Origin of the sequence: uncultured Mediterranea sp., assembly GCF_902493215.1 — a bacterium.
Taxonomy (GTDB): Bacteria; Bacteroidota; Bacteroidia; order Bacteroidales; family Bacteroidaceae; genus Bacteroides.
The window spans coordinates 53,797-80,416 of sequence record NZ_CABUOL010000014.1 but is presented as its reverse complement, the minus strand read 5'-3'; the positions used below and the strand labels follow the sequence as shown (position 1 = coordinate 80,416).

Sequence of the window (26,620 nt, the reverse complement as noted above, 5' to 3'; positions counted from 1 at the left end):
GTGTCAACTGGGTCAGTAGATTTCTATCCGAATCTTTTCCTGGTTGATGTCCGGATCGTTCAGATAACGCCAGCGGATGCGGGATGAAATCTCAAAGTATCTCAGTATTTTTTCCAACCGCTGGGTGGTGAAGGTACCCGTAAAACGGTCTGTGTTCAGGCCGGGATTCTTCACGATGAAATCTACATTGAACCGCTTGCCCAGCATGCGAAGGGCTTCGGGAAGCGGAGTGTTTTCGAATATGATTTTCCCTTCTGTCCAGGATAGTTCGGCGATGCCGGAAGTCCGGTGACGGGACAGACTTTTGCTGGAGGTGTCGTAAACCAGTTTCTGGCCGGGTTCGAGCATCGCCCGTCGGGTGGTAGTACCTTCTTTATAAAGGAAGCCGACCTTGCCTTCGGTCAGTGTGGTGGTGATGTTCGGGTCGTTGGGGTAGGCCTCGAGGTTGAAGTGGGTACCATAGACTTCGACTGCCGACTGGTCGGGGGTATGGACAATGAACCGGCGTTCCGCATCTTTAGCCACTTCGAAGTAGGCTTCTCCGGAAAGGCTGACGGAACGTGTGTCGCCTGTAAAGCGGGAGGGATAACTCAGTGTGGAACCGGAGTTGAGGCAGACAGAAGTGCCGTCGGGCAGGTTCAGCCGGGTGGTCATACCGGGATTGGTACGTACTTCCAGCATTTCGGCCATAGGTTCGCTCTGCTCGATTCGGTTTTGCTGCCAGAGCAAAAGGCCCACCAACGGGAGGAAAAGGATGGCTGCTGCACGCTGCCCCCATTCCCACCAGCTGATGGTTTTCTTTTGCGCAATCTTTCTACCCTTAACCTTCTTCAATGCTTTTTCGGTATCTATCTCTTTGCGTACCTGGTGTACATCCACGGCCAGCAGGAGAGAATAGATGCGACGAGCCATCCGACGGTTGTCTTCGGAAGAAGCAATCCACGCCTTCACTTCATCGTAGGCTTCTCCCTCGAGCTTGCCTTCGTAATACTCGATCAATCGTTGCTCTATGTTTGTCTGTTGCTCGTTCATAAATGACTCGTTTGCTAAAGAGACAGGCGGGAAAAGGGAGTTCCTAAACAAAATCCTGTAAATTATGATACGTTAACACTTTGTGCGGCGGGTAAAAATGACCGGTTGAAATGGTTTGTCGTGAATATTTACTATTGTTTCTTTTGTGGCTTGATATCTTTGTCATGGAAGGAATAAGAGGCTTTATGGGAATGTTTCAAACATGAAGGCCGAATGTTTGAAACATAGACCCCTTATGTTTGAAACATTCGGCCTCTGTGCTTCAAACCGGTTGTTGGAAGAAAACTCTGCTTCTTGTGAATAACTTTGCTGATTGTTGATATTTATGACTGATTCTGCTATCCCGCCCGATATCGGGAAATTTTCGAATAAAGAGTGCGGTGGGCTTGATAAGGAAAATAAAAGAAGTGGGAATAACAGATTTTCTCATTAAAAAAACTATTTTTGCGAATCGAACGGATATTCAAGTAGTAATTATGGAAAACGTGCACACAGATATTATTTTGCTGAACAGACTTCGGAAGGGCGACTCGAAAGCCTTCGATGCGCTCTTCAGAAAATATTATCCCCTGTTGTGTGCATACGGAAGACGGTTTGTCTGCATGGAGAGCGCTGAGGAAATAGCACAAGATACCTTGCTGTGGCTTTGGGAACATCGTGAGGAGGAAGTGATTCGCACGTCGTTGGTGAAATATCTGCTGAAGATGGTCTATCGGAAAGCGCTCAATCGGATTGAGCAGGAACAAGTAAAGCTGGATGCGGATACCCGGTTCTATCGGGATGTGATAGAAGATGTATTGGAGGAATCGGACCTCTGTGGCATCGAGGAACTGAGCCGGCGGCTGAATGAAGCCATCCACCGCCTGCCCGAGAGCTATCGGGAGGCGTTCGTCATGCACCGTTTCAAGGATATGACCTACAAGGAAATTGCAGAGCGGCTGGATGTTTCGGTCAAAACGGTGGATTACCGCATCGGGCAGGCACTGAAGCTGCTGGCGCAGGACTTGAAGGATTATCTTCCGTTGTTGGTGCTCTTAATGAGGTTATAGGTTACCTTCGTCGTTGAAACTATAATAGTGTCCGTCGGTAACGATGAGGTGGTCTATCAGGCGGATGTTCATGGTCTGTGCGGCCCGTTGTACGACTTGCGTCAGGCGGAGGTCGTCGTTGCTGGGACGTACGTTCCCCGAAGGATGATTGTGTATCAGGGCAATCTGTGTGGCCCGCTTGATGAGGGCTTCGCGCAGGATGGTCCGTACGTCGGCGGTGGTTTGGTCGATTCCTCCACGGCTGATGCGGACTTTGTCGATAACCTTGCCGGCCTGGTTGAGCAGCAGCACCCAGAACTCTTCGGTAGGCAGGTCGCATAGCAGCGGATGGAAAAGGTCGTAGATGTCGGTCGATGCTTTGATGGAGAGACGTTCTCCTTGTGCTTGCAGGTTGCGGCGTTTGCCCAGTTCGAGGGCAGCCATCACGGTGATGCTTTTGGCAGGACCCATGCCTTTGAAGCGGGCAAAGTCGCGTACTTCCCATTTGGCCAGCTGGTTCAGGTTGTTGTCGCAGGCCGACAGGATGCGTTGCATCAGGCTGACGGCGCTCTCTTCCGTATTGCCCGAGCCTATCAGGATACCCAGTAATTCGGCGTCGGTCAGCGACTCGGCTCCTTTTTGCATCATTTTCTCGCGGGGACGGTCTTCGGCCGCCCATTGGTTGATGTTCAGTTTTTCCATGACGTTGGTAGCGGTTAGTGGTTAACGGTTAGCGGTTAGTGGTTAGCGGTTAGTGGTTAGTGGTTAATAAGGTTATACTCACCGCTCACCGTTAACCGCTCACCACTTCTCTTTTATTTATAAAAGTTCTTTTTGAACGCCTCGAACTCTCCCCTCCGGCAGACGCAACGGTTCCACCAGGCCCGCCAGAATCCGGTGCCGTAACCGATGAGTTGGATGTAGGCGGCAGCGATGGAGTAGAAGCCGATGCGGAGGCTGTGGTTCTGCAGACTTGAATCCGTCCATACCAGCAGGGCATACAGCAACAGCGGCAGCGGGGCGTACGGGCAGAAAATCGTGCCGATAAGCAACACGGCTGTTCCCAACGTGAAGAGAGCCGGGAGCAGGTGGACCAGCTTCAGCGATTCGGGATACTTCTTATAGAGATTGATGCGAGCGATGCCCGAATTGTGTACCTGCTTGAAGAACTTCTTCAGGTCCGTGCGCCGTTTGTGGTACACCCATGCGTCGGGAAAGAGGCGGCAGCGGTAGCCGGCCTTGAAGATGCGGATGCTGAAATCGATGTCTTCGCCGAAGCGCATCTTCGAAAAGCCGCCCAGCGCCAGGTAGACTTCCCGACGGACGCCCATGTTGAAACTGCGGGGATAAAACTTGTCCATCTTCTTCTTCCCGCCGCGAATGCCACCGGTCGTGAAGAATGAGGTCATGGAATAGTTGATGGCTTTCTGGATGTCGCTGAACGATTCGTGGGCACGGTCGGGACCTCCGAAGGCGTCTGCGGGAGTCGTTTGCAGTTCTTTTTCTATGGCGGCCAGATAGTCCGGAGGGAGGATGCAGTCCGAGTCGAGGATAATGAGATATTCTCCCTGGCTGCGTTCGGCACCATAGTTGCGGGTCTGACCGGGACCGGAGTTGGGCTTTTCGAAGTACCGGAGAAGCAACTGCTCGTTGTATTTCCCGACCACGTCGCGACAAGGCACAGACGAGCCGTCTTCTACCACCAGCACTTCAAAATCCCGGAATGTCTGTCGGGTAAGGCTCTGAAGCAGCTCGTCCACTTCATCGGGACGGTTGTATACGGGGATGATGATTGAATATTTCATGAAAAGAAATTCATTAAAAAGGCTGTTCGATGGACAAAGATAATTTTTTCCGTTGGATTATTGTCGCTTATGGTATTAAAATTTATCTTTGTCGGAGACATTCTTGTGGGAGTGTCAGGCCTGATGAGAAACTTTTAGAAATAGGTGGGGAGGTCCTAACAATTATTTTTTAATATATGAAAATGTTACGATGTTTGTTGTTGCTCCTGATACTGCAATTGGCGGGATGTCAGCAGAAGGAGAAATTTACATTTCCGGCAGAAGGTGTGAAAATCTCGGCGGTTGAGTCCGCGTTTCGTGTGGGGTACTCTATGCTCGAGAAGCATGACAAGCTCTACATGGCTTATTACGATTCCATCCATCAAATGACTTTGGCGGTTTTCGACTTGAAGACCGGGCGCTGCGAATACGAGGTCTTGCCGTCAAAAATCGGTTGGGACAGCCATAACTACGTGACCATGGCTTTTGATAAAGAAGGTTATCTGCATGTGTCGGGTAATATGCATGCCGTCCCGTTGATTTATTTCCGTTCAACGGAACCTTATAATATCCATGCTATGGAAAAGGTGGAACAGATGACGGGAGTGGATGAGAAACGGGTTACTTATCCTGTTTTTATGGAATCACCCGAGGGCGAACTTCTGTTCCATTACCGTACCGGTGGAAGCGGTAACGGCTCGGAAATTTATAATATATATAATGTGGAAACCCGAAGCTGGAAACGCTTGCTGGACAAACCGCTGACCGACGGTCGTGGAGAGAGGAATGCCTATATGCAGGGCCCCACTTTGGGCAAAGATGGATATTACCATTTGATTTGGGTCTGGAGAGAGACGCCCGACTGCTCTACCAACCATACGCTGTCGTATGCCAGAAGCAAGGACCTGATACATTGGGAGAATGCTGCCGGCAAACAGACGGACTTGCCTATCACGCTCGAGAAAGCAGAGTTTTATGTGGATGCGACTCCGGTCAAGGGAGGGCTGTTCAATCCAGGCATTAAGTTGGGTTTTGATTCGGAAAACAATCCCATAATCGGTTATCATAAGTATGACAAAGATGGAAACAATCAGCTGTTTGTGGCCCGCTATGACAAAAATGGCTGGTACAGCAGGCAATTGACGGATTGGAAATACCGCTGGCAGTTTGAAGGCGGTGGTTCTATGAAAACAGAACTGGACATTTTTGCGCCCAGGTCGCTTGGTGACGGGAAAATGGCTTTCGGATACCGGCATATCAAGGAGGGCAGGGGAGAAATTGTTTTTGATGAAAAGACTTTCGAGGTAATTGGCAAGCAGGAGGCTCGGTCTTCCTATCCGGAAGAATATAACAAACTGGAATCTTCTTTCCCCGGCATGCAGCCAAGAGTTATTGTGAAGGGGGATTATTTGCTGCGTTGGGAGACATTGCCTGCCAATCGGGACAGGAAACCCCAGGGAGAACTTCCTGCTCCAAGCCGGTTGATGCTTTATAAGTGGAAATGATTTATTAAAATATATGCTATCGTTTATGAAACACTTTTTTTTAGTTCTTGTTGCTTTATTGCTTGGTACGTCAGTCTTTGCCGGGCGGAAGGATTTGTTGATTAATGACCATTGGATGTTCCGGTTCAGTCATCAGGTACAGAGGGGCAGTGCGCAGTTGGTTCATCTGCCGCATACCTGGAATGCGTTGGATGCGGATGCCCGTTCGGATTACTATCGGGGAGTGGGAAATTATACGAAAGACTTGTTTATCGATTCTGCCTGGCAGGGAAAACGGTTGTTCCTCCGCTTCGAAGGCGCCAATACGGTGGCCAATGTGTTTGTAAACGATGTACATGTGGGTGAACACCGTGGAGGGTATGGAGCTTTTGTCTTCGAAATTACCGATAAAGTCCGTTATGGAAAGAAGAATCAGCTGCTCGTACGTGTCAACAATGCGCTGCAGCTTGATATCATGCCGCTGGTCGGTGATTTCAATTTCTATGGTGGCATCTATCGGGACGTTCATCTGGTGGTGACGGATGACGTGAACATCTCGCTGACGGATTATGCGTCTCCGGGTGTCTATCTGATTCAGGAAGAGGTTAGCAAAGAGCAGGCAAAGGTGCGTGCCAAAATTTGTTTGTCCAACGGTACGTCCGCATCCGAGAATCGTCAGTTGGCTTTAAAAATCTGGGAGGAAGACCGGGTCGTATGGCAACAGCAGCGCGAAGTATCCGTTGTGCCGGGCGAAAGTGTTGAGTTCATGGATGTTCAGCTTGAGAATCCCCGTTTGTGGAACGGCCGTAAGGATCCGTTCCTGTATCGGGCCGAAGTGACGTTGTCGGAAAACGGAGTGGTGACCGACAGCATCTGCCAGCCTTTGGGATTGCGGTTCTATCGGGTGGATGCCGAGGAAGGCTTCTTCTTGAACGGCGAACACCTGAAGCTTCAGGGTGTATGCCGCCATCAGGAACGAAATGAAGTGGGAAACGCTCTGCGTAAGGTACATCATGAAGAAGATGCCGCACTGATGGCCGAAATGGGAGTCAACGCCGTCCGTCTGGCCCATTATCCGCAAGCTTCCTACATGTATGACTTGATGGACCGTTACGGCTTTGTCACTTGGGCTGAAATCCCCTTTGTAGGTCCCGGCGGCTATCTGGACCGTGGCTTTGTGAATCAGGAAAGTTTCCGTGCCAATGGCCGTGAACAGTTGAAAGAACTCATCCGGCAGCACTTCAATCATCCGTCCATCTGTTTCTGGGGCTTGTTCAACGAACTGAAGACGCATGGCGATAATCCTACCGAATATGTTCGTGAACTGAACGAACTGGCCCACAAGGAAGATCCTACCCGACTGACGACAGCGGCCAGCAACATCTCGGCCAAAGATCCCATCGGCATGGTCAGCGATGTCATTGCCTGGAATCAGTATTTCGGCTGGTATGGCGGCGAACCTTCGGATATGGGTAAATTCCTGGACGCCACACATAAGGCTTTCCCGCAACTGAGAATCGGAATCAGTGAATATGGTGCCGGGGCCAGTATTTGGCATCAGCAGGACAGCATCGTCCGTGGTATTTCATCGGGTTATTGGCATCCGGAGAATTACCAGACTTATTATCACATGGAAAATTGGAAAGCGCTGGCAGAGCGTCCTTTTGTCTGGGGATCGTTTGTGTGGAACATGTTCGATTTCGGTGCGGCCCACCGTACGGAGGGCGATCGTTCGGGTGTGAACGACAAGGGTCTGGTAACCCGTGACCGTAAAGTGCGTAAAGATGCGTTTTATTTTTATAAGGCCAACTGGAACCGTGAGGAGCCGATGGTCTATATAGCCAACCGTCGCCATACCGAGCGCACCAATCTTCAGACGTCGGTCATGGTCTTCACCAATATGCCCGAAGTGGAATTGTTTGTGAACGGTGTCAGTGTGGGAACCTGCAAGTCTGACGCCTATGCTACCTGCCAGTGGCCGGATGTTCGTCTTTCTTCCGGCGAGAATGTAGTGGAGGTTCGCGCCGGTAAGGGGAAGAAGATGCAGACCGACCGGGTGATCTGGAATGTACGTTGAACATATTGATATATTGTTAGGGATATGAAAAAGAAACTTGTTGCGATTGTTTGCTTGTGTGGACTGGTATTGCCGTTGTTGGCACAGTCGTTGTTCCCTACTCCGGCTCGTACACGGGGTGGAAAAGGTGTTTTTGTGGTAGGAAAGAATATCCGGATACAGGGTAACGGCGGTTATGCCGACCGTCTGTCGGTTTCCCTGTCGGACGCTTTGAAAGCCTGTATGACTGACGAATCGGCCTCCGGAACAGTCTTGCTGGAACTGAATGAACTTGCAGGTCTGTCGGATGAGGCCTATACATTGGTGGTGACTCCGGAAGAGGTTAAGCTCCGTGCTTCTTCTCCTTCGGGGTTGTTCTATGCCAAGGAAGCTTTCGTCCAGTTGGCACGTATGGGAAAAGGACGTGTTCAGGCTTGCCGGATAGAGGATGCCCCCCGTTACGGATGGCGTGGCTTCATGTTGGACGAAAGCCGCCATTTCTTCGGGAAAGAAAAAGTCAAGCAATACTTGGACATCATGGCTTCGCTCCGTATGAATGTGTTCCACTGGCATCTGACCGACGAACCCGGTTGGCGCATCGAAATCAAGCGTTATCCCAAGCTGACGACCGAAGGAGCTGTCGGCAATTGGCATGACCCGAAAGCCCCCGCTGCCTATTATACCCAAGATGATATTCGGGAAATTGTGGCCTATGCAGCCGAACGCCACATCATGGTTGTCCCCGAGTTTGACATGCCCGGGCATGCAACGGCCGTATGCCGTTCTTATCCCGAAATATCCGGTGGAGGCGAAGGTAAATGGAAACATTTCACGTTCCATCCGTGCAAGGAAGAAACGTTTGAATTCATCAGCAATGTGTTGGACGAGCTGATTACGTTGTTCCCTTCCCCTTATATCCATATTGGAGGTGACGAAGTGCATTACGGCAATCAGAGCTGGTATACCGATCCTGAAATCCAACAATTTATCCAAGACAAGAAGCTGGGCAATGAAGTGGGACTGGAACATTACTTCATCCGTAGGGTGGCCGACATCCTGGCTTCGAAAGGCAAGACGCTGATTGGTTGGGATGAGATGGTAGATGCAGGTGTATCTCCCGAAAAGGCGGTCATCATGTGGTGGCGTCACGACCGGAAATACCAGTTGGTAAAGGCTCTTGAGAATGGTTATCGGGTGATTCTGACCCCTCGCCGGCCGTTGTATGCCGATTTTGTCCAATATGGCACTCATAAAGTGGGACGCATGTGGAATGGTTATAATCCGATAGAAGACATTTACCGTTTCCCCGAACCGCTTGTGAATCTGTTTCAAGGATATGAAAAACAGATATTGGGGCTTCAGTTCAATCTTTGGACGGAACGTGTTGCCGATGCCAAGCGATTGGACTTTATGACCTTCCCCCGTCTGATAGCGGTGGCCGAGGCAGGCTGGACGCCGGTTCAGGCTAAAGAATGTAGCCTCTTCATGCAGAAGCTGCCCCGCTATCTCCGTCTGCTTGACGAAGAAGGCATCTATTATTTCAATCCGTTCAATCCGTCTGCTACTCCTGAACCTGGCTCGCCGGATAAGGATGATCCGTTGAAGAACGGGTAAAGTCTTTTTTATACATGATATCGCACAGATTATTCTACCGATTTGTCGATAGTCCGTGTGATATCATGTATAAGGATATGTGACATTTCTACTGTGTGTTGGAATTCCAGTGTGTTAAAAAGTAATAGAATTGGATTTTATTAAGAAAAAAACTATATTTGTGCCGCTTATATATAATGCGGACTATGCGAGGAACACACCTGATTTCGGACAAGGAAAATTGGAGCGATGAGGAGCTTTGGGAGCGGATGCTGCACAAAGACGACGAAGCTGTGTCCCTTTTGTATCAAAGATATTTCGATTTCCTCTATAATTATGGTCTGCATGTATGTTCAGACGAAGATGTAGTGAAAGATTGTATTCAGGATTTGTTTCTTTCGCTTTTCAGTTTGCATTCTACTGCTCCTATCCGCAGTGTTAAAGCTTATCTGTTGCTGTCTATGCGCAACAATCTGTTGGCTTCTTTAAAAGAGAGGGGGGGGTATTCGAGGGTGGAAGAACTTGAGTTCGAATTATCCGTTTCCGAAGAGGATTTTTTCCATTGTTTTGGTAGTGATGATCAGACAAAAGAACGATTGCATAAGTTACAAGAGGCTTATGGACAATTGAACGCCAATCAGCGCCACGCCATTTATCTGCGTTTCATTAAAGAACTGGATTGGAATGAACTGGGGGAAGTACTGAATATTTCTCCTCATTCTGGTATGAATCTGGTTGGCAGAGCGGTGGCCAAATTACGAAAGCTCATGTTACTTTTCTAATGTAGGTAGTTAGCTTTCCAAAGTGGGCAGTTAGCATACTAAAGTGGGTAGTTGCGGTGACGCAATAGTTATTAGTGTGTAGTTGTCTAGAAGTGGTTTCACCCCTTCGTCGTATTTCAAGTGGTTGTAATACAATAGATTTTGGTGAAAGAGGTATAGCTTTCACTTTCATTTCATGGTTTCAGTGTCGGTATACCAAAAAACAAATTTACCAGATTTCATTAAAAAAACGACAAAAAAGTGAGGAGTAAAATGCAATATGGCACTCTTATGGATAAAAGACGCCAAAAAATTAAAAGTATGAAGCATACCGATTCGAAGAAAAATATGTTGGGTGAACAACTGCTCGCTTTCTTGCGCGAACAGGAGGATGTACAGCATCCCCTGCAACGGGAGGAAGTATGGCAACGCATTGTTCATCGGCATCGTCAGCAGAAACTGCGTCGTCTGATGACGTGGAGTAGTGTTGCTGCAGCTGTTTTGGTCGGCGTGCTGTTCCTACTTCCTTTGGAAAAGCGTACCAGTGCGGATTTGATGGAGTATGTAGCCGGTCGGCAGCAGGTAGATGCAGAAAAGTCGAACAGTGTCCGATTGGTTACCTCATCGGGGGCTAGTATCGCTTTGCAGGAAAAAACGCAATCGGTAACCTACGACCGTGAGGGTTTGGCCTATGCCGATGACAAGCGTTTGGAAGTTCCTGCCGAAGGAGTAAATATTGCAACAAAGGAAAGTACGGCGGATAAAGCGCAGGAAGAAGTGAAATACAACCGTTTGCTGGTTCCGCTGGGCAAACACATACGGCTGGCGCTTTCAGATGGTTCTGTCCTTGATGTTAATGCAGGTAGCGAGGTGGTCTATCCGACTGTTTTTCCGGAAGAAAAACGTGAGATTTTTGTCAATGGAGAAATCTTTATTGACGTGAAGAAAACAGACAAAGGTACTCCGTTTGTGGTCCGTACCTCTCGTTGCGACGTTCGTGTATTGGGTACAGCCTTCAATGTTCGTGCTTATGATTCGGATGCCCGTACGGAAGTGGTGCTCCAGCGTGGTGTTGTGGAGGTGGAAGACCAGCACAAGCACGTGGTACGGATGAAGCCCGACGAACGGACCATATTGGTACAGGGTCAGTATAAGATGAAGGATGTCGTGGATGTAGACCGATATATCTTGTGGCGTGAAGGCATGCTGGTGTTCGACGGTGAAACGGTGGATCAGGCTGTCCGTAAGTTGAACCGCTTCTATGGAATACCTTTCAGTTGTGATTCTCGGGTGCGTGGCATTCGTCTGTACGGGAAATTGGATATTAATGAACCTATAGAAAGTGTATTGTCTGCTATTTGTAGTACGGCAGGTTTGCGATATGAAATGAAAGACAACGGATATAATTTTGTGAGCAATTAATAGATTTACAAACCCTAAAAACTGGAGGACCATGAAAACATAGTACACACAAAAACAACATCCGAATCATAGTACCAGTATGATTCGGACGCGAAATTACAAAACATATCTAATTTACCAAGTAGTTTTATAATTTGATACAAAAGTATGAAGAACAAACAAGAAATGTTTGGCAGGAGTGTTAAAAAGGTGAAACTTCTGCTCTTTTTAAGCTTTGTATGCATTTCTTCGGTGCTTTTAGCCAACGATTTAGCATACGCACAACAAACCCTTTTTACTTTCTCGATGAACGGTGTCAAAATTCAGTCTGTATTCGACCGGATTGAAGCAGAGAGTGAATTTGTGTTTTTTTATTCAGACAAAGTGATTAATCCGAAGGAAGTCGTATCGGTTACAGCCAACAATGAGACGGTTACTCAGATATTGGATAAATTGTTGGTCGGATACGGAGTAGATTATACGGTAAATAATCGGCAGATTACGTTGAAGAAGAAAGCTCCGCTTCCTGTAGTGCAGCAATCTAAAGATGGGAAAGAAATCAAAGGAATTGTAAAAGATGCTTTAGGTGAACCATTGCCTGGAGCCGCTATTCAGGTGAAAGGAACCCCAAGAGGTGTAAGTACCGATGTGGACGGCTCGTTTACGATTCGTTGTAAAGCCACAGATGAACTGATTGTTACCTATTTAGGTATGAAGGATCAGACAATAAAGGTCGGAAATAAGACGGAATTTCTGATTGTGATGGAAGAAGCGGGTGACATGTTGGATGAAGTGACGGTTGTAGCTTTTGCCAAACAAAAAAAAGAAAGTGTCATTGCTTCGGTTGCAACGGTAAAACCTGAAGAGCTGAAGGTCCCATCCAGCAACTTGACGACAGCTTTTTCCGGACGTATAGCTGGTATGATTTCTTATCAGACTTCTGGTGAACCGGGACAAGATAACGCCAGCTTTTTTATCCGTGGTGTAACCACTTTCGGTACTGGTAAAGCTGACCCGTTGATTTTGATTGATGGGGTGGAAATGACCACGGAAGACTTGGCCCGTTTGACTACAGATGACATTGCCAGTTTTTCTATTATGAAAGATGCCAATGCTACTGCCCTTTATGGCGCTCGTGGTGCCAATGGTGTGATTCTGGTGACAACCAAGGAAGGTAAAGAAGGAAAAGTGAATGTCTCTTTCCGTGCTGAAGGTTCGCTTTCCATGCCGACAGAGGAAATGGAACTGGCTGATCCTGTGACTTATATGCGTATGCACAATGAAGCAGTTCGTACCCGTGACCCCTTAGCAGCCCTTCCTTATTCCACTTCTAAGATTGTCAATACTGAAAAAGGTACCAATCCGCTACTTTATCCAGCCATCGATTGGCGGGACATGCTGTTCAATAATCATACATTTAATCAGCGCTATAATCTGAGTATCAGTGGTGGTGGTAAGGTGGCCCGTTATTATGTATCGGCAGCTTATAATAAAGATAACGGTATCATCAAGATGGACAAGCGCAACAACTTCAACAATAACATCAGCATCAATAAGTTTGTATTGCGATCCAATGTTAATATCAATGTGACCAAGACGACTGAATTGATAGTACGTTTACATGGTGCTTTCGACGATTACAGCGGTCCGCTGGACGGTGGCTCAGCCTTGTATAAAAAATCCATGCATGCCAATCCGGTTTTGTTCCAGCCTTATTATCAGCCGGATGAGGCCAATCAATACGCCAAGCATATATTGTTTGGTAACTATGATGAGGGGCAATATTCCAATCCTTATGCTGACATGGTGAAGGGATATCAGGAATACAGCCGTTCTACAATGTTGGCCCAGTTCGAAGCCAAACAGAATTTGGATTTTATAACAAAGGGCCTGTCTGTTCGTGCATTGTTCAATGTGAACCGTTACTCCAAACTGGGTAATTCTCATTCATATAATCCTTTTTATTACTCTTACTCCGAAAGTCCTGACAATCCCGGTGTCTTTAAATTGAATCCATTGAATCCGGACGATGGTACGGAATACCTGGCTTTTAAAGAGGGAGCACGCGAAGTGACCAGTACCCTTTATTTTGAGAGCGCTTTGTCCTATAACCGTAGTTTTGCCGACAAACATGATGTGTCTGGTTTGTTAGTCTACACCATGCGCGACTATGTGGATAGTGGTGCCAGTAGTCTGCAAGCCGCCCTACCTCACCGTAATGTCGGATTGGCTGGTCGTTTTACGTATGGTTTTGACAAACGTTATTTTGCCGAGTTCAATTTCGGTTACAACGGTTCCGAGCGTTTTGCAAAGAACGAACGTTTTGGCTTTTTCCCCTCTTTCGGTTTGGGATGGATTGTCAGCAACGAAAGTTTTATGGAACCAACCTCTGCTTGGCTAAGTAAACTGAAATTGAAAGCAACGTACGGTTTGGTAGGAAATGACCAGATTGGTAATGATAATGATCGTTTCTTCTATCTCTCGCAAGTCAATCCCAATGATGATAAAAGAGGCTTTACATTCGGTGAATATTTCAATTATTCGCGAAATGGTGTTTCCATCAGCCGTTACGAAGATCCTTTTATCACATGGGAAATAGGAAAGAAAATGAATTTGGGTGTTGAACTGAATTTGTGGGACAAACTGGAATTACAGGTTGATTATTTTCAGGAAAAACGTTCCAATATTCTACAGAAGCGTTCCTATATTCCTACAACTATGGGACTTCAGGCTACACCACAAGCCAATGTTGGTAAGGCTAAATCTGGAGGTATAGATATGTCTGTAGATTATAGCCAATACTTTGGGAAAGATTTTTGGGCTTCTTTCAGAGGTAATTTTACTTATGCAAGCAGTGAGTATGTGGAGTATGAGGAACCTGATTATAGCGATATGCCTTGGTTGTCACGTAAGGGGCAGAAAATTAAACAAGAATTTGGACTGGTAGCAGAACGTTTATTTGTGGATGAAGAAGAAGTACGTAATTCTCCTCGACAAACTTTCGGAGAATATGGTGCCGGTGATATCAAGTATAAGGATATAAACGGTGACGATATCATTGATGACCGTGACAAAGTGCCAATCGGTTTCCCAACTACACCAGAAATCAACTACGGTTTTGGCTTGTCTGCCGGATTCAAGAATTGGGATATCTCCTGTTTCTTCCAGGGCTCTGCACGTTCGTCTTTCTGGATTGATGCAGAGAATACTGCTCCATTCGTGGGAGGTACGGCACCTCGTGCCTTGTTACAATACTATGCGGATGATCATTGGTCTGAAACCAACCGGGATGTATATGCTCTTTGGCCACGTTTGACAGCTTCAGAAAATAAAAATAATACGCAACGCAGCACGTGGTTTATGCGTGACGGTTCTTTCCTGCGCCTGAAGACTGTAGAACTTGGTTATTCGCTGCCTCAGAGACTGGTGAAGAAAATAAACTTCACGAATGTGCGTCTGTATGTCACGGGTACCAACCTGTGTGTATGGTCCAAGTTTAAAATGTGGGATCCGGAGTTGGCAGGTAATTGTTTCAACTACCCGTTGCAACGTGTGTTCAATTTCGGTATCAATGTTAATCTGTAATTTATTAGAATGTTATGAAAAGTATTTTGAAATATGTAGTGGTAGCTGGACTTTGCCTGGGATCTGTCTCATGTGCGGACTATTTGGACATTGTACCGGACGATATTGCTACCATTGAAAAGTGTTTTAATACCCGGGCCGCAGCCGAGAAATTTTTCTTTACGTGCTACACTTATTTGCCCAATCCTACGGATGTATGGAGTACCCCAGAACTCATGACCAGTGATGAGATGTGGTGGAATATTGATAAACCGGAGTATAAGAACAGACCGGTAGTTAACCTGTCGACAGGTTTGCAGAATGCCAATGATCCATATCTGAATTATTGGGATGGATTGAATAATGGAAAGAATTTGTTCATAGCTATTCGTGACTGTAATATTTTCTTGGAAAATATTGGTCGTGTACCCGATTTGGATGATTACGAACGGGAACGTTGGATGGCCGAAGTAAAATTCTTGAAAGCCTATTATCATTATTTCCTGATGACACTTTATGGTCCGGTACCTATTATCGATGTTAACCTGCCAGTTTCCGCTACGCCGGAAGAAGTACGGGTGTATCGTGAACCGGTGGACGATGTGGTCAACTACATTGTTTCCCTGATTGACGACGCCATACCGAATCTTCCTTTGGAAATTACGGATATGACCAACGAGGCAGGGCGTATTACGCAAGCCATAGCTGTGGCTCTCAAAGCAAAAGCATTGGTATGGGCAGCCAGTCCGTTGTTCAACGGCAACCCGGATTACCAGTATTTTACAGACAACAAGGGTCGGCATCTGGTTGATACAGAATTCAAGGTAGAAAAATGGCAACGTGCTGCCATAGCATTGAAGAATGCCATAGATACGTGTGAGTTGGCCGGTCATGGTCTGTATTATTACCAGAAAACTACCAATATGTCGGATATCACGGCGCAGAAACTGACAATACGCGGTGCCTTTACGGAAGAGTGGAACAAGGAAGTTGTGTGGGGCTCTACACGTGATGCTGGTCTGCAAAGGCTCTGTATGCCCCGTTTGGTTGTAAACAATTTGGGTAATGCAACCAATGAGCTTGGTTTGACGTTGAAGATTGCTGAACAGTTTTATACTGACAACGGAATTCCCATTGATGAAGATCCCACATGGGATTACGACAATCGATATCAGACACAACAGATTACCGCTGAAGATAAATTGAATATGGAGGTCGGACAAGTGACGGCCAAATTACATTTCAAGCGTGAACCTCGTTTTTATGCAACAGTTGGTTTTGATCGGGGAGCTTTGGAAGGGGCAGGTAAATTGCAGGATAATGATTTGTATTACATTCATGCTCGTCAGGGTGAACCGGCTGGTTATCGAAGTGTCGGCGAGCATAATCCGACCGGTTATTTTAACAAGAAGGTTATTCATCCTGAAACTAGTGTAGGTACGGCTTCCAACACTTACAATGCTGTACGGTATGCTTTCCCGATTATCCGTATGTCTGATTTGTATTTGATGTATGCTGAAGCCTTGAACGAAGCCAATCCGCAACCTACGGATGAAGTTTACGAATACGTAGATAAGGTACGTGCACGCGCCGGTTTGAAAGGGGTAATAGAATCTTGGCAGAAATCTACTATACCTGGAAAGCCGACCACGCAGGACGGTATGCGTGAAATTATTCGTCACGAACGCCTGAATGAGTTGGCTGGTGAAGGACAACGGTTCTACGACTTACGCCGCTGGAAAGAAGCATTGGAATACCTCAATCAGCCCGTACAGGGATGGAATTACCAGGGAGCTACAGCAGAGGCTTTCTACTATGTAGTGACTTACGAGACCCGTCGGTTTACAATGAAAGACTATTTGTGGCCGATAAAGACCAACTCCATCACAATCAACAAGAATTTGGTTCAAAATCCGGGTTGGTAATATTGTCTAACCTTTTATAAATATATAAGCAGAATGAAAACGATTTTATATGCTGTCCTGTTGTTTATCCTATTGGGGATGGCAGGATGTTCGGAAGATTTTGTCGGACAGACACCCACAGACGGTGAGGCTCCTTCACCTATTACGAGTGTGGACGTGAATCCTCTGCCGGGTGGAGCGGAAATCTCCTACGCGTTGTCCAACGAAAGTGATGTATCTTATGTGAAAGGCATTTATTATGTGAAAGGTGTCGAACATGTGGAACGTGCCTCTGTATACAATAACGTTTTGAAAATCGAAGGGTTGGGTAGTACGGATCCGGTAGACGTAACGCTCTATGTAGTGGATCATAGTGAAAACCTGTCAGCTCCCTATGTGGTGACCATCCATCCGTTGACTCCATTGGTCGATTTGATTTTGGGTTCCATACAGATGCAGGCTGATTTTGGAGGTGTAAATGTAACGTGGACCAATGAACAGCAATCGGAAATAGGTATCACCATTATGGCATCCAACGACGATGGTGAGATGGAGGACGGCGAGACTTATTATAACCAGTTAAAGGATGGAAGTTATTCGTTCCGTGGCTATGATGACCAGCCCCGTACCTTTGCCCTCTACCTGACAGACAAGTGGGGGAATGTGTCGGATACCATTACACAGGAGCTGACTCCGTTGTATGAAACCATTTTGGATAAGAAATTGATGAAGAGAGTCTCTTTGCCGAAGGATAATACTTCTAACTATAGCGGCACTTATACGTTTGATAAAATGTTCGATGATAATATTAGCTCCATGTGGCATACAACGGAGAAAGATGGCTCTTTCCCTGTATATTTTACTGTAGATTTGGGAATGGAAGTTCAATTGAGTCGTTTCAAACTTTATCATCGTAGTGGAAATAATTGGTTTTATAAGCATTATAATCCTAAAACGTTTGAGATTTGGGGTTGTACTTCTTATAAAGAAGGTATGATGGATGAGTATTGGTCTGAAGACTGGAAAACCGATTGGAAACAATTAGGTGATTTCGTAACCTTCAAACCTTCGGGTGAAGGTTCGACTGTAACCAATGAGGATATCGAGTATGCGCAAAACGGTTTTGAATATATGGCGCCATTGTCGTTGGGTAAGGTTCGTTATCTCCGGTTCGCAGTGAAAAGCACTTGGGGTGGTTCTCCTTATCTGCATATTGCGGAATTGACTTTCTGGGGAAACAATAAAGTTGAGTAATGTTTTTTAAGAAAAGAATAAAATGAAACAGATTGTAAAATACATACTGGCATGGGGGATAGTCCTCACCTTCTGTTGCAGTTGTGAGAATATCAATGACATACACGAGGAATATTTGAATCGAGGTGAAACTATCTATACCGGTGTGGTCGATTCGTTGGCCATCACTCCCGGAAATGAGCGTGCCAAATTCAAGTGGTTGCTTAATGCCGATCCTCGTATCACGAAAGTGGTTATTTATTGGGCCCAACGCACAGACTCAGTTGTAGTAGAAGTCAACCGTACGCAAGCAGGAGCTATGTGGATGGAAGAGATATTGCCTTTTGCAGAGGATAGCTATATCTTTGAAGTGGTTACTAAAGACGATTATGGACATCGGTCTATGGCCGAAAGCATGACGGTCGATGTCTATGGGCCAGAATATATCGGACGTTTGATGAACCGTGAAATCAGAAGCCGTAATATAAATTCATCGGGAGAGGGAGTGCTGACATGGGCGGCTATTCTCAGCAATGCTATTCAGTACACGTTGGTGAAATATACTGATTATAGTGATCCTGCCAATCCGGTAGATAAAGAGGTACGGGTAGAAAACGATGATACGGAAACAATCCTTCCTGGCGTACGGGTAGGAGATGTCATTAGTGTTTCGTCTGTCTTCCTTCCGGAAGGAGCTTTGGATGAACTGGCTTCTAATGCAAGAAGTTATACATTCTAACAACTATTCGAAAGACGTTTAGAAGTATATTGAATGAAATTCATTCCGGACAGGGGGAAGTCTCTCAGAATGCCAATTACTGTAAGCGAAACTTCTCTTTGTTCGGAATGATTTTTGTAATATATTTGCAGGTAAATAGTAATGAAGAGCTAACTTAGATTATTTGTCTGTTTGAACGAAAGAGGGAAAATCTTTTTAACGTACTGAATTATTAAATCATGAGAAATATTTTATTAATTTTACTTTTGCTGTTTTCAAGCTTTCCGTTGTATGCGCAAACATTTTGTCAGTCAGCCTATGAGCTTATAGGTAGAGTTACACCTAAGCATCAGAGCCAGTTTATAACGGAACTCATTGACAAGCCTGTAATGAAAGGTGATATATATGAGATCGGTCAGAAAGACTCTAAAGTGTTATTGAGAGGAAGTTCTCCTGTTGCAGTGGCAGTGGCATATCACATGTATCTGAAATACGACTGTAATGTACAATTGTCCTGGTTCGGAGATCAGCTTAAGTTGCCTAAACGCCTTCCATTGCCTCATGAAACAAGAAAAGGGCAGATTAATGGTGATATGAGAGTCTATTTCAATTATTGTTCCATCTCCTATACAGCACCCTGGTGGGACTGGAAACGTTGGGAAAGGGAAATAGATTACATGGCCATGAATGGAATTAATGTTCCACTTCAGACGATAGGTTTGGATGCCGTATGGTATCATACTTTATTGAAGATGGGCTTTACCGATGATGAAGCCAGATCTTTTCTGGTTGGGCCGGCTCATCAGGCTTGGCAATGGATGCCTAACATAGAAAGTGTATATGGACCGCTTCCTTTGTCATGGATAGAGTCGCATAAAGAACTGGCACGTAAAATATATAGACGCCAGCTGGATCTGGGCATGCAACCTATACAGCAGGCATTTACCGGTTACGTGCCTAAACTCATGATGAAGAAGTATCCCGATGCCCATATAAAACAGCAACCTGAATGGTATGGTTTCGAGGGCGTTTCTATGTTGGATCCTTTGGACCCCTTGTTTGACAGGATCAGGAAAATATTTCTTGAAACGCAGAAGGAACTGTTTGGTGCATACGGCCTGTATGCAGCAGATCCTTTCCATGAGAGTGCTCCTCCTGTAAGTGGAGATGAATACCTTCGGAGTGTGGGTACTAAGATTTGGAAACTTATCAAGAACTTTGATCCGACGGCAAGAGTCGCCATGCAGTCATGGAGTATAAGAAAACCTATTGTGGATGCCTTCCCAAAATCGGATTTGGTTATACTTGATTTGGCCGGTTCAAAGTTTGCTTCTTTGCAGAATTTCTGGGGCTATCCTTTCGTTGCTGGTAATTTGCACAATTTTGGCGGCAGAATTAACATGCATGGGGATATTCCATTGATTGCAAGCAACCAGTATAAAACGGCGGAAAAAAATGCGCCTAATATTATAGGCAATGGGCTGTTCATGGAATCTGTGTGTCAGAATCCGATGTATTATGCATTGGCGTTTGAGATGTCTTGTCATGAAGGTACAGTGAATATAGATGAATGGATGGATAAATATGTAACCAGAGCTTATGGGAAATATTCCCAGTCCGCCAGAGACGCTTGGGAAATGTTGCTGAATACGGCTTACAAAAGAGGAACAAACGGTGTGGAGTTCAGTTCTATGATCTGTGCCAGACCTGCTTTGAGGGCTAAAAAATCAGGTCCCAACAGCGGTTTTAAAATTCCATATGATCCTCTGGAGTTGTATAAAGCTCAGGCATTATTGCTAAAGGATGCAAAGTCATTGAAAAAATCGACTATATACCGTCAGGACGTAATAGATTTGCAACGTCAGATAATGACTAATCTTGCTCAGAAAATACACTTTCAAATGGCTGACTCCTATGAAAAGGGGGATATGGCAAAATTTAGGGAAGACCGTGATGTCTTTTTGAACTTATTGCTCGATGTCGATGAGTTACTGGCTACCCGTGATGAATGGAATTTTGACAAATGGATATCAGATGCGCGCAGCTGGGGAACAACTGATGCGGAAAAGGATTTATTGGAGAAGGATGCAACGGCTTTGGTCACTTTATGGGGATTCACGGATGGATATGAATGTAAGCAGTTTGATTATTCATGGAGAGAATGGGCCGGACTAATAAGACGTTATTATTATCAAAGATGGAAAATGTTCTACGACATGATAGAGAATGAAGCTGAAAATGGCAGGAAGTACACAGGTAAGAATGTAAAGATGTCAATCGGTAGAGAAGCCTTCAGAGGCAATGAATTCTATGACAAGCTGGCAGATTGGGAAATCAATTTCGTAAATACGCCGAAGACTGATATAAATCCGAAACCTAAAGGGGATGAAATTGTCCTTGCAAAACGTTTCTTCAAAAAATACTCAGAAATCGCTGAAAGATATTACAAGTGATTTGATTGTCAGGATGTTCAATTAACGTTTTCTATAAATATCTGACAGAGTGGAGATTCTTCTATTTCTGTACATGATTTAAATGTAATTATGATGTGTCTATTTACAGTTAACGAAAATGAACAGAATACCCTAATTGTATAATTAAAGATAACATTACAGACCATGAAAATTAGTATTATCCGTGAAATCTTATGTTCCGCCCTCCTGTTGGGGGTGGCAGTGGGAGCGGAGGCCCAGAAGAATTATTCCTTGAAGAACCGTCATCTGGAACGTGTGATATGTGTCACGGCCGACGGTCATCTGTCCACCGTTTCAATGAATAACCGTTTGGCGGAAGTACAGCTTCCTCTGTCCGTCTCTTCCGATGAATTCCGTTTGCGTATATCGAAGGGAACTGATAAGGAAGGGACCGACCGCATCCTGACCGCAAAGGATTTCAAGGTGTCAGAAGTCTCTTCCTATGCGAATCCGACAGACCGGCAAAGTAAGGGGTATTGTTTTGAACTCCAGAATGAGGACCTTACCGTGGAAGTCGTATACGAACTGAAACCATCCGATTTTTATGCGCGCAAGAAACTGGTTATAAAGCCGGCGCACGACCTGACCTTGGAACGTGTTGATGTGGAGGCAGTCGGCGTAGAGGATGCACAACAAAATTATACCATCCGTGAAATCTATGCCCAAGGACCCTCTCATTGGAAACCGGGACTGGGACAGCCTGTGTATACTTCCCGTTCGGCCTCTTTCTGGGGCATGGAATTTCCGGCTGCGACCAATGCCGTGGAAGACCGTGTGATTTATTGCGGTTATTCTCCTGCGGTGGTTCTGAAAGCAGGAGATACCTATACCACCTATAGCGGCGTGGTCGGCATGGCCGACGCTCCGGACTTTACGGATGATGCCTTTTATGAATACATTGACCGTATCCGTATCCGTCCGGCCCGTTTACAGATACAGTACAACAGCTGGTTCGATTTCGGGCAGTCGGTCTCTTCGGAGAAGTTTGTGGGCAGTTTGCAGACAGTCCATGAGGAACTGGTGGAGAAACGCGGTTGCCCTGCGCTGAATGCTTACGTCATCGATGACGGCTGGCAGGATGCCGGAAAAACAGCCGACTGGCGTAATGGGGTATGGACGGTGAACCCAAAATTCCAGTCCGATTTTAAAGACTGCTTTCTGGCAGTGAACGGAGCGAATTCCCAATTGGGCCTGTGGCTCAGCCCGGCATCTATTCTGGGAGCCCGTGCCATGGTTCCCAGAATGGGTGAATACGGCTGGGAATCGTTGGGGATGGGGATGTCCATGACAGGTCCTGTCTATATGCAGAAACTGGAGGAACGTATTCTGGAATTGGCCCGTATGGGTGTTGCATATTTCAAGTTCGATGGCCTGTTCGGGCATTTGAACACCCGCGACTTTGAAGTCAAGGGACGTGGTACGGCGTATATGCCGCAGCTGGGTGTATCGGATTTCAAGGGCAATGAGAAGGAACTGAACGACGCCCGTTACAATGAATTGAAGGAGTACTATCTGTGTAACGGTACGGAACGTCTGATGAAAATCTTCAAGAAGCTTCATGAAATCAATCCGGACATTTTCCTGGCTATCACCAACGGTGCCTACCTGAGTCCCTGGTGGATGCAGTATGTGGATGTGGTCTGGCTCATCAATGCCGGCGATGCGGCTTCGGGTAATTCACGGACGCAGGAACTGGTATACCGTGACGGAATCTACTATCAGATCTGGGAACAGGAAAATACAAAGTTCCCGATGAACAGCATCTTCAATCATGAACCGAAGAAAACGTCGACTGGTGAACCGGAACAGACATTCCGCGATTACCTGTTCATGAACCTGAGTCGCGGGACCGGATTTATAGAACTGTACATCAAAACCCAGAAACTTTCTGCGCCGGACTGGGACGTGATGGCTGAAGGAGTGAAATGGGCACACCGTATGTTCCCGGCATTCAGACACGTCAGGATGCACGGAGGAGATCCTCGTAAGGGTGACGTTTATGGATATACAGCCTGGGATAAGAAACGGGGATATATATCTTTCCACAATCCTTCGGATGCTCCGCAGGAATATGTGTTTGTGTTGGACCGTAAACATGGGGTACCGGAGAATTTGAAGAGAGGGCTTCGTTGCAGTTCTCCGCTTTCATCCGATGTTTCCCGCTTCCCCGCACAAGTCAGATATGGAGATGAGATACGTCTGACGTTACAACCGCAGGAAATCGTGCTGCTGGACTTTGAATGAAGCGGAAAGAGATATAAAGTAAAGAATAGGCTTTCGTTTGGCCAATTCATCATGAATGATTAAATTTGTAATCCGTTGGCAGGATGCTTCTTGACTGAAGTTCTACTGCCAACGGATTTTCTTATATAAATGGAATCTTTTAAGAGAATAATCTTGAACATTGATTTGATTTGTTTTTGATGATTATTTAAATAGTAATAACTTGTTGTTCTATTTGAGTTCGTGCTAAATTATTATGAAGAATGGATTTATATTTTTAGGACTGTATATACTTTCCAGCCAACAGACGTTTGCCCAAAAGGTAAATACTGAAGTAAAGAAGCCCAATGTCCTTTTCATCTGCGTAGATGATTTGCGTCGTGAACTGGGTTGTTACGGTTCCGTAGTGAAGACACCGAACATCGACCGGTTGGCCGGTGAGGGCAGTCTTTTCTTTAACCACTATGTGCAGGTGCCTACCAGTGGGGCTTCTCGTGCCAGCATGCTGACGGGACATCTGCCCCGCAAGGTTTCCGATTTGTCCAACGAGGCATGTAGGACGAATTGTTCTGACCGTCCTGAAGGTGAACTGCCTGAAACAATGTTTCATCATCTGCGTAGGAACGGTTATTATACGGTGGGTATCGGCAAGATCAGTCATTCGGCCGACGGGTATGTGTATGGCTATAAGGAGCCGAAGTCCGGAAAACGTGAATTGCCTTACAGCTGGGACGAAATGCTGTTTGATGCCGGTCGGTGGGGAACGGGTTGGAATGCATTTTTCGGTTATTCGGATGGTAGTAATCGTCAGGTACGCAATTCGCAAGTGAAACCCTATGAATGTGCGGAGGTGGAGGATGAAGGTTTGCCCGATGGCCTGACGGCTCGTTTGGCTGTCAGCAAGCTGAAGGAGCTGGCTGGTAGAAAACAGCCTTTCTGCTTGGCGGTAGGTTTCTTTAAACCTCATTTGCCGTTCACTGCTCCCAAACGGTATTGGGATTTGTATGATGAGGCTTCTCTTCCTCTTTCTCCGATGAAGGATATTCCGGAAGGATGCAGCCTGGAAACTTTGCACGGAAGTGGTGAGTTCAATCAGTACAAACTGGGGGACGAGAAAGCTTCTTTGGTTAAGAACGTATCGGATGCTTATGCCCGCAAGTTGCGTCATGCTTATTTCGCCTGCGTCAGCTATATGGACGCTCAGGTTGGTAAGGTATTACAGGCCTTGGAGGAAACTGGACTGGCAGACAATACCGTTGTTGTGCTGTGGGGGGACCATGGATGGCATTTGGGTGACCTGCGCGTCTGGGGCAAGCATACGCTGCACGAGACGTCGTTGAGCAGTGCTCTGATTGTAAAGGCACCCGGATGCAGGAGTGGTGTCGAGAACCATCGTATCGTCAGTTCGGTAGATATTTATCCCACACTGATGGATTTGTGCGGTGTGGATGCTCCCGCAGACCTGGACGGACATAGTTTTGCCGGTTTGTTGGATAATCCGGACGATTCGTCCTGGCGGGAGGCTGCCTATAGTTATTTCAATCAGGGGGTGAGCGTGCGTACACCGGAATGGCGTTTCTCACGTTACCAGAAGAAAGGGACTGTGATAACGGAGCTGTACCGGTATGACAGCGACCGGATGGAGAAGAAGAATGTGGCCGGGGAAGAACCTGAAACGGTGGAGCGACTTCTACCCATCTGGGAGGCAGGGAAAACCTTTGAATATTAATTGGGGAACGGACGGATAATTATTAATCAGAATATACGCATGAAAAACTATTGCTTTTGGATGGGCGGTTTACTGTCTGTATTGCCATTTTCCATCATGTATGCAGAAGAAGGGGAAAGCGACGGGAAAGACCGTCCGAACATCCTGTTTATATTGAGTGATGACCACACCTCGCAGACTTGGGGAATTTATGGCGGGGTGCTGGCCGAGTATGCCCAAACCGATAACATCCGTCGGTTGGCCCGGGAGGGTGCTGTGCTGGACAATTGCTTTTGTACGAATTCTATCTCCGTACCCAGCAGGGCGAGTATTTTGACAGGAAGATATAGCCATCGCAATGGGGTATATACTTTGGATGATTCGCTGGATACTTCGTTGCCTACCTTTGCCAAGGAATTCCAGAAGGCTGGCTATCATACCGGTCTGGTGGGGAAATGGCATCTGAAATCGCAGCCTCAGGGTTTTGATTATTATTCGGTGTTCCATGATCAGGGGGAATACCGCGACCCGACTTTCAAGAACAGCACGGATCCATGGCCGGGGCAGCGGAACTTCGGAGAGCGGGTCAGAGGATTCTCAACCGATATCGTGACCGAAAAAGCCATTCGGTGGATGAAAAAGCAGAAGGAGAACGGACCTTTTCTGTTATGCTGCCATTTCAAGGCTACACACGAGCCTTATGACTTCCCCGAACGGATGCGCCATCTGTATGACGGTGTGACGTTTCCCGAACCGGAAAATCTCTTTGACTGGGGACCGGAGACCAATGGACGTACGTTCCGTGGCCAGCCGTTGGAAGAAATGGTAAGACGTTGGGAGGTTGCATCGGCCGACCCGGACCAATGGTGGTGCCGGTATCCGGAACTGCCTTTTACCACCAAGGGTATGGGGAAAGTGGCTGCCCGAAAGGCGGCTTATCAGAAGTTGATACGTGACTACCTGCGTTGTGCGGCGACGGTGGATGACAATATCGGAAAACTGCTGGACGCATTGGACGAGATGGGCATTGCTGACAATACGATTGTGGTCTATGTGGCCGACCAGGGATATTTCCTTGGCGAGCATGGTTTCTTCGACAAACGGATGTTCTACGAAGAAGCGGCCCGTATGCCTTTCGTTATCCGATATCCGGGGAAGATTCCTGCCGGAAAACGTATTCAGGAACTGATTCTGAATGTCGATTTTGCACCGACCTTGTCAGATTTTGCAGGAGTGTCTTCACCTGAGGGTACCCAGGGGCGGAGTTTCAGAGATGTTTTGGTCTCGGAAGCACCAAAAAATTGGCGAAAGAGCATCTATTACCGTTATTGGACGCAGCATGACATCCGCCCGGCACATATCGGCGTACGTACCGACCGCTATAAACTGATGTTTCTTTACGGTGACCGGCTGAACAGGACCGGCTCGTCGGACTATAAGTCGGAACCATCGTGGGAGTTCTATGATCTTCAGAAAGATCCGAAAGAGAACCACAACGCCTATCATGACAAGGAATATCAGTCGGTAATCCGTGACATGAAGAAGGAAATGATGAGATTGAGACAGGAGGTGGGCGATACGGATGAAGATTCGGCACGGATGAAACAGATATTGGAAAAAGAAGGTTTGTTGGATAAAGAATAGATAATCGGATTTT

17 protein-coding genes are annotated in these 26,620 nt (G+C 46.4%); 14 read left to right on the top strand and 3 right to left on the bottom strand.

The annotated features are described in order from the left end of the window. Positions 1 to 12: 12 nt before the first annotated feature. Positions 13 to 1,032 carry a FecR domain-containing protein gene (locus RDO88_RS09625; protein WP_307759160.1) on the bottom strand — a complete coding sequence of 340 codons (1,020 nt, stop codon included), beginning with the start codon at positions 1,030 to 1,032 and terminating at the stop codon, positions 13 to 15. A 476-nt stretch (positions 1,033 to 1,508) separates the two neighbouring features. Here RDO88_RS09625 and RDO88_RS09620 point away from each other — a divergent pair, with 476 nt between their 5' ends. After that, positions 1,509 to 2,081 (top strand): RNA polymerase sigma-70 factor, encoded by a 573-nt coding sequence (locus tag RDO88_RS09620; protein WP_307759159.1) that lies wholly within the window; start codon positions 1,509 to 1,511, stop codon positions 2,079 to 2,081. On the opposite strand, the gene radC is transcribed toward RDO88_RS09620, so the two are convergent. After that, positions 2,076 to 2,762, bottom strand: coding sequence for a DNA repair protein RadC (gene radC, locus RDO88_RS09615; protein WP_307759158.1), 687 nt, complete (start codon positions 2,760 to 2,762; stop codon positions 2,076 to 2,078). The genes RDO88_RS09620 and radC overlap by 6 nt on opposite strands. A 113-nt stretch (positions 2,763 to 2,875) precedes the next feature. Beyond that, positions 2,876 to 3,865: a glycosyltransferase gene (locus tag RDO88_RS09610; protein WP_307759157.1), complete on the bottom strand. Its 990-nt coding sequence runs from the start codon at positions 3,863 to 3,865 to the stop codon at positions 2,876 to 2,878. A gap of 176 nt (positions 3,866 to 4,041) precedes the next feature. Between RDO88_RS09610 and RDO88_RS09605 the strand changes: the two genes are divergently transcribed. The 13 genes from RDO88_RS09605 (at position 4,042) to RDO88_RS09545 (ending at position 26,607) form a co-directional block, all read left to right on the top strand. Beyond that, positions 4,042 to 5,349, top strand: coding sequence for a BNR-4 repeat-containing protein (locus RDO88_RS09605; protein ID WP_307759156.1), 1,308 nt, complete (start codon positions 4,042 to 4,044; stop codon positions 5,347 to 5,349). A gap of 25 nt (positions 5,350 to 5,374) precedes the next feature. Further along, on the top strand, positions 5,375 to 7,405 hold the full coding sequence (locus RDO88_RS09600; RefSeq protein WP_307759155.1) for a glycoside hydrolase family 2 TIM barrel-domain containing protein: 2,031 nt from the start codon (positions 5,375 to 5,377) through the stop codon (positions 7,403 to 7,405). Positions 7,406 to 7,429: 24 nt separating this feature from the next. After that, positions 7,430 to 8,998, top strand: a complete 1,569-nt coding sequence (locus RDO88_RS09595) for a family 20 glycosylhydrolase (RefSeq protein ID WP_307759154.1) — start codon at positions 7,430 to 7,432, stop codon at positions 8,996 to 8,998. Between the two features lie 185 nt (positions 8,999 to 9,183). Next, positions 9,184 to 9,759, top strand: coding sequence for a sigma-70 family RNA polymerase sigma factor (locus RDO88_RS09590; protein ID WP_307759153.1), 576 nt, complete (start codon positions 9,184 to 9,186; stop codon positions 9,757 to 9,759). Positions 9,760 to 10,059: 300 nt separating this feature from the next. Next, on the top strand, positions 10,060 to 11,160 hold the full coding sequence (locus RDO88_RS09585) for a FecR domain-containing protein (protein WP_307759152.1): 1,101 nt from the start codon (positions 10,060 to 10,062) through the stop codon (positions 11,158 to 11,160). A gap of 147 nt (positions 11,161 to 11,307) precedes the next feature. Continuing rightward, entirely contained in the window at positions 11,308 to 14,724 is a 3,417-nt protein-coding gene (locus tag RDO88_RS09580) for a SusC/RagA family TonB-linked outer membrane protein (protein ID WP_307759151.1), read from the top strand. 14 nt (positions 14,725 to 14,738) lie between these two features. Then, complete coding sequence (locus tag RDO88_RS09575) at positions 14,739 to 16,628, top strand: RagB/SusD family nutrient uptake outer membrane protein (RefSeq protein WP_307759150.1); 1,890 nt, start codon at positions 14,739 to 14,741, stop codon at positions 16,626 to 16,628. A gap of 33 nt (positions 16,629 to 16,661) precedes the next feature. After that, positions 16,662 to 17,861 carry a DUF5000 domain-containing lipoprotein gene (locus tag RDO88_RS09570; RefSeq protein WP_307759149.1) on the top strand — a complete coding sequence of 400 codons (1,200 nt, stop codon included), beginning with the start codon at positions 16,662 to 16,664 and terminating at the stop codon, positions 17,859 to 17,861. 22 nt (positions 17,862 to 17,883) lie between these two features. Beyond that, entirely contained in the window at positions 17,884 to 18,579 is a 696-nt protein-coding gene (locus tag RDO88_RS09565; RefSeq protein ID WP_307759148.1) for a DUF4998 domain-containing protein, read from the top strand. Between the two features lie 218 nt (positions 18,580 to 18,797). Further along, entirely contained in the window at positions 18,798 to 21,011 is a 2,214-nt protein-coding gene (locus tag RDO88_RS09560; RefSeq protein ID WP_307759147.1) for an alpha-N-acetylglucosaminidase TIM-barrel domain-containing protein, read from the top strand. Positions 21,012 to 21,176: 165 nt separating this feature from the next. Continuing rightward, complete coding sequence (locus RDO88_RS09555) at positions 21,177 to 23,276, top strand: hypothetical protein (protein WP_307759146.1); 2,100 nt, start codon at positions 21,177 to 21,179, stop codon at positions 23,274 to 23,276. A gap of 235 nt (positions 23,277 to 23,511) precedes the next feature. Further along, entirely contained in the window at positions 23,512 to 24,984 is a 1,473-nt protein-coding gene (locus tag RDO88_RS09550; protein WP_307759145.1) for a sulfatase-like hydrolase/transferase, read from the top strand. Between the two features lie 96 nt (positions 24,985 to 25,080). After that, positions 25,081 to 26,607 (top strand): sulfatase-like hydrolase/transferase, encoded by a 1,527-nt coding sequence (locus tag RDO88_RS09545; protein ID WP_307759165.1) that lies wholly within the window; start codon positions 25,081 to 25,083, stop codon positions 26,605 to 26,607. Positions 26,608 to 26,620 lie beyond the last annotated feature (13 nt).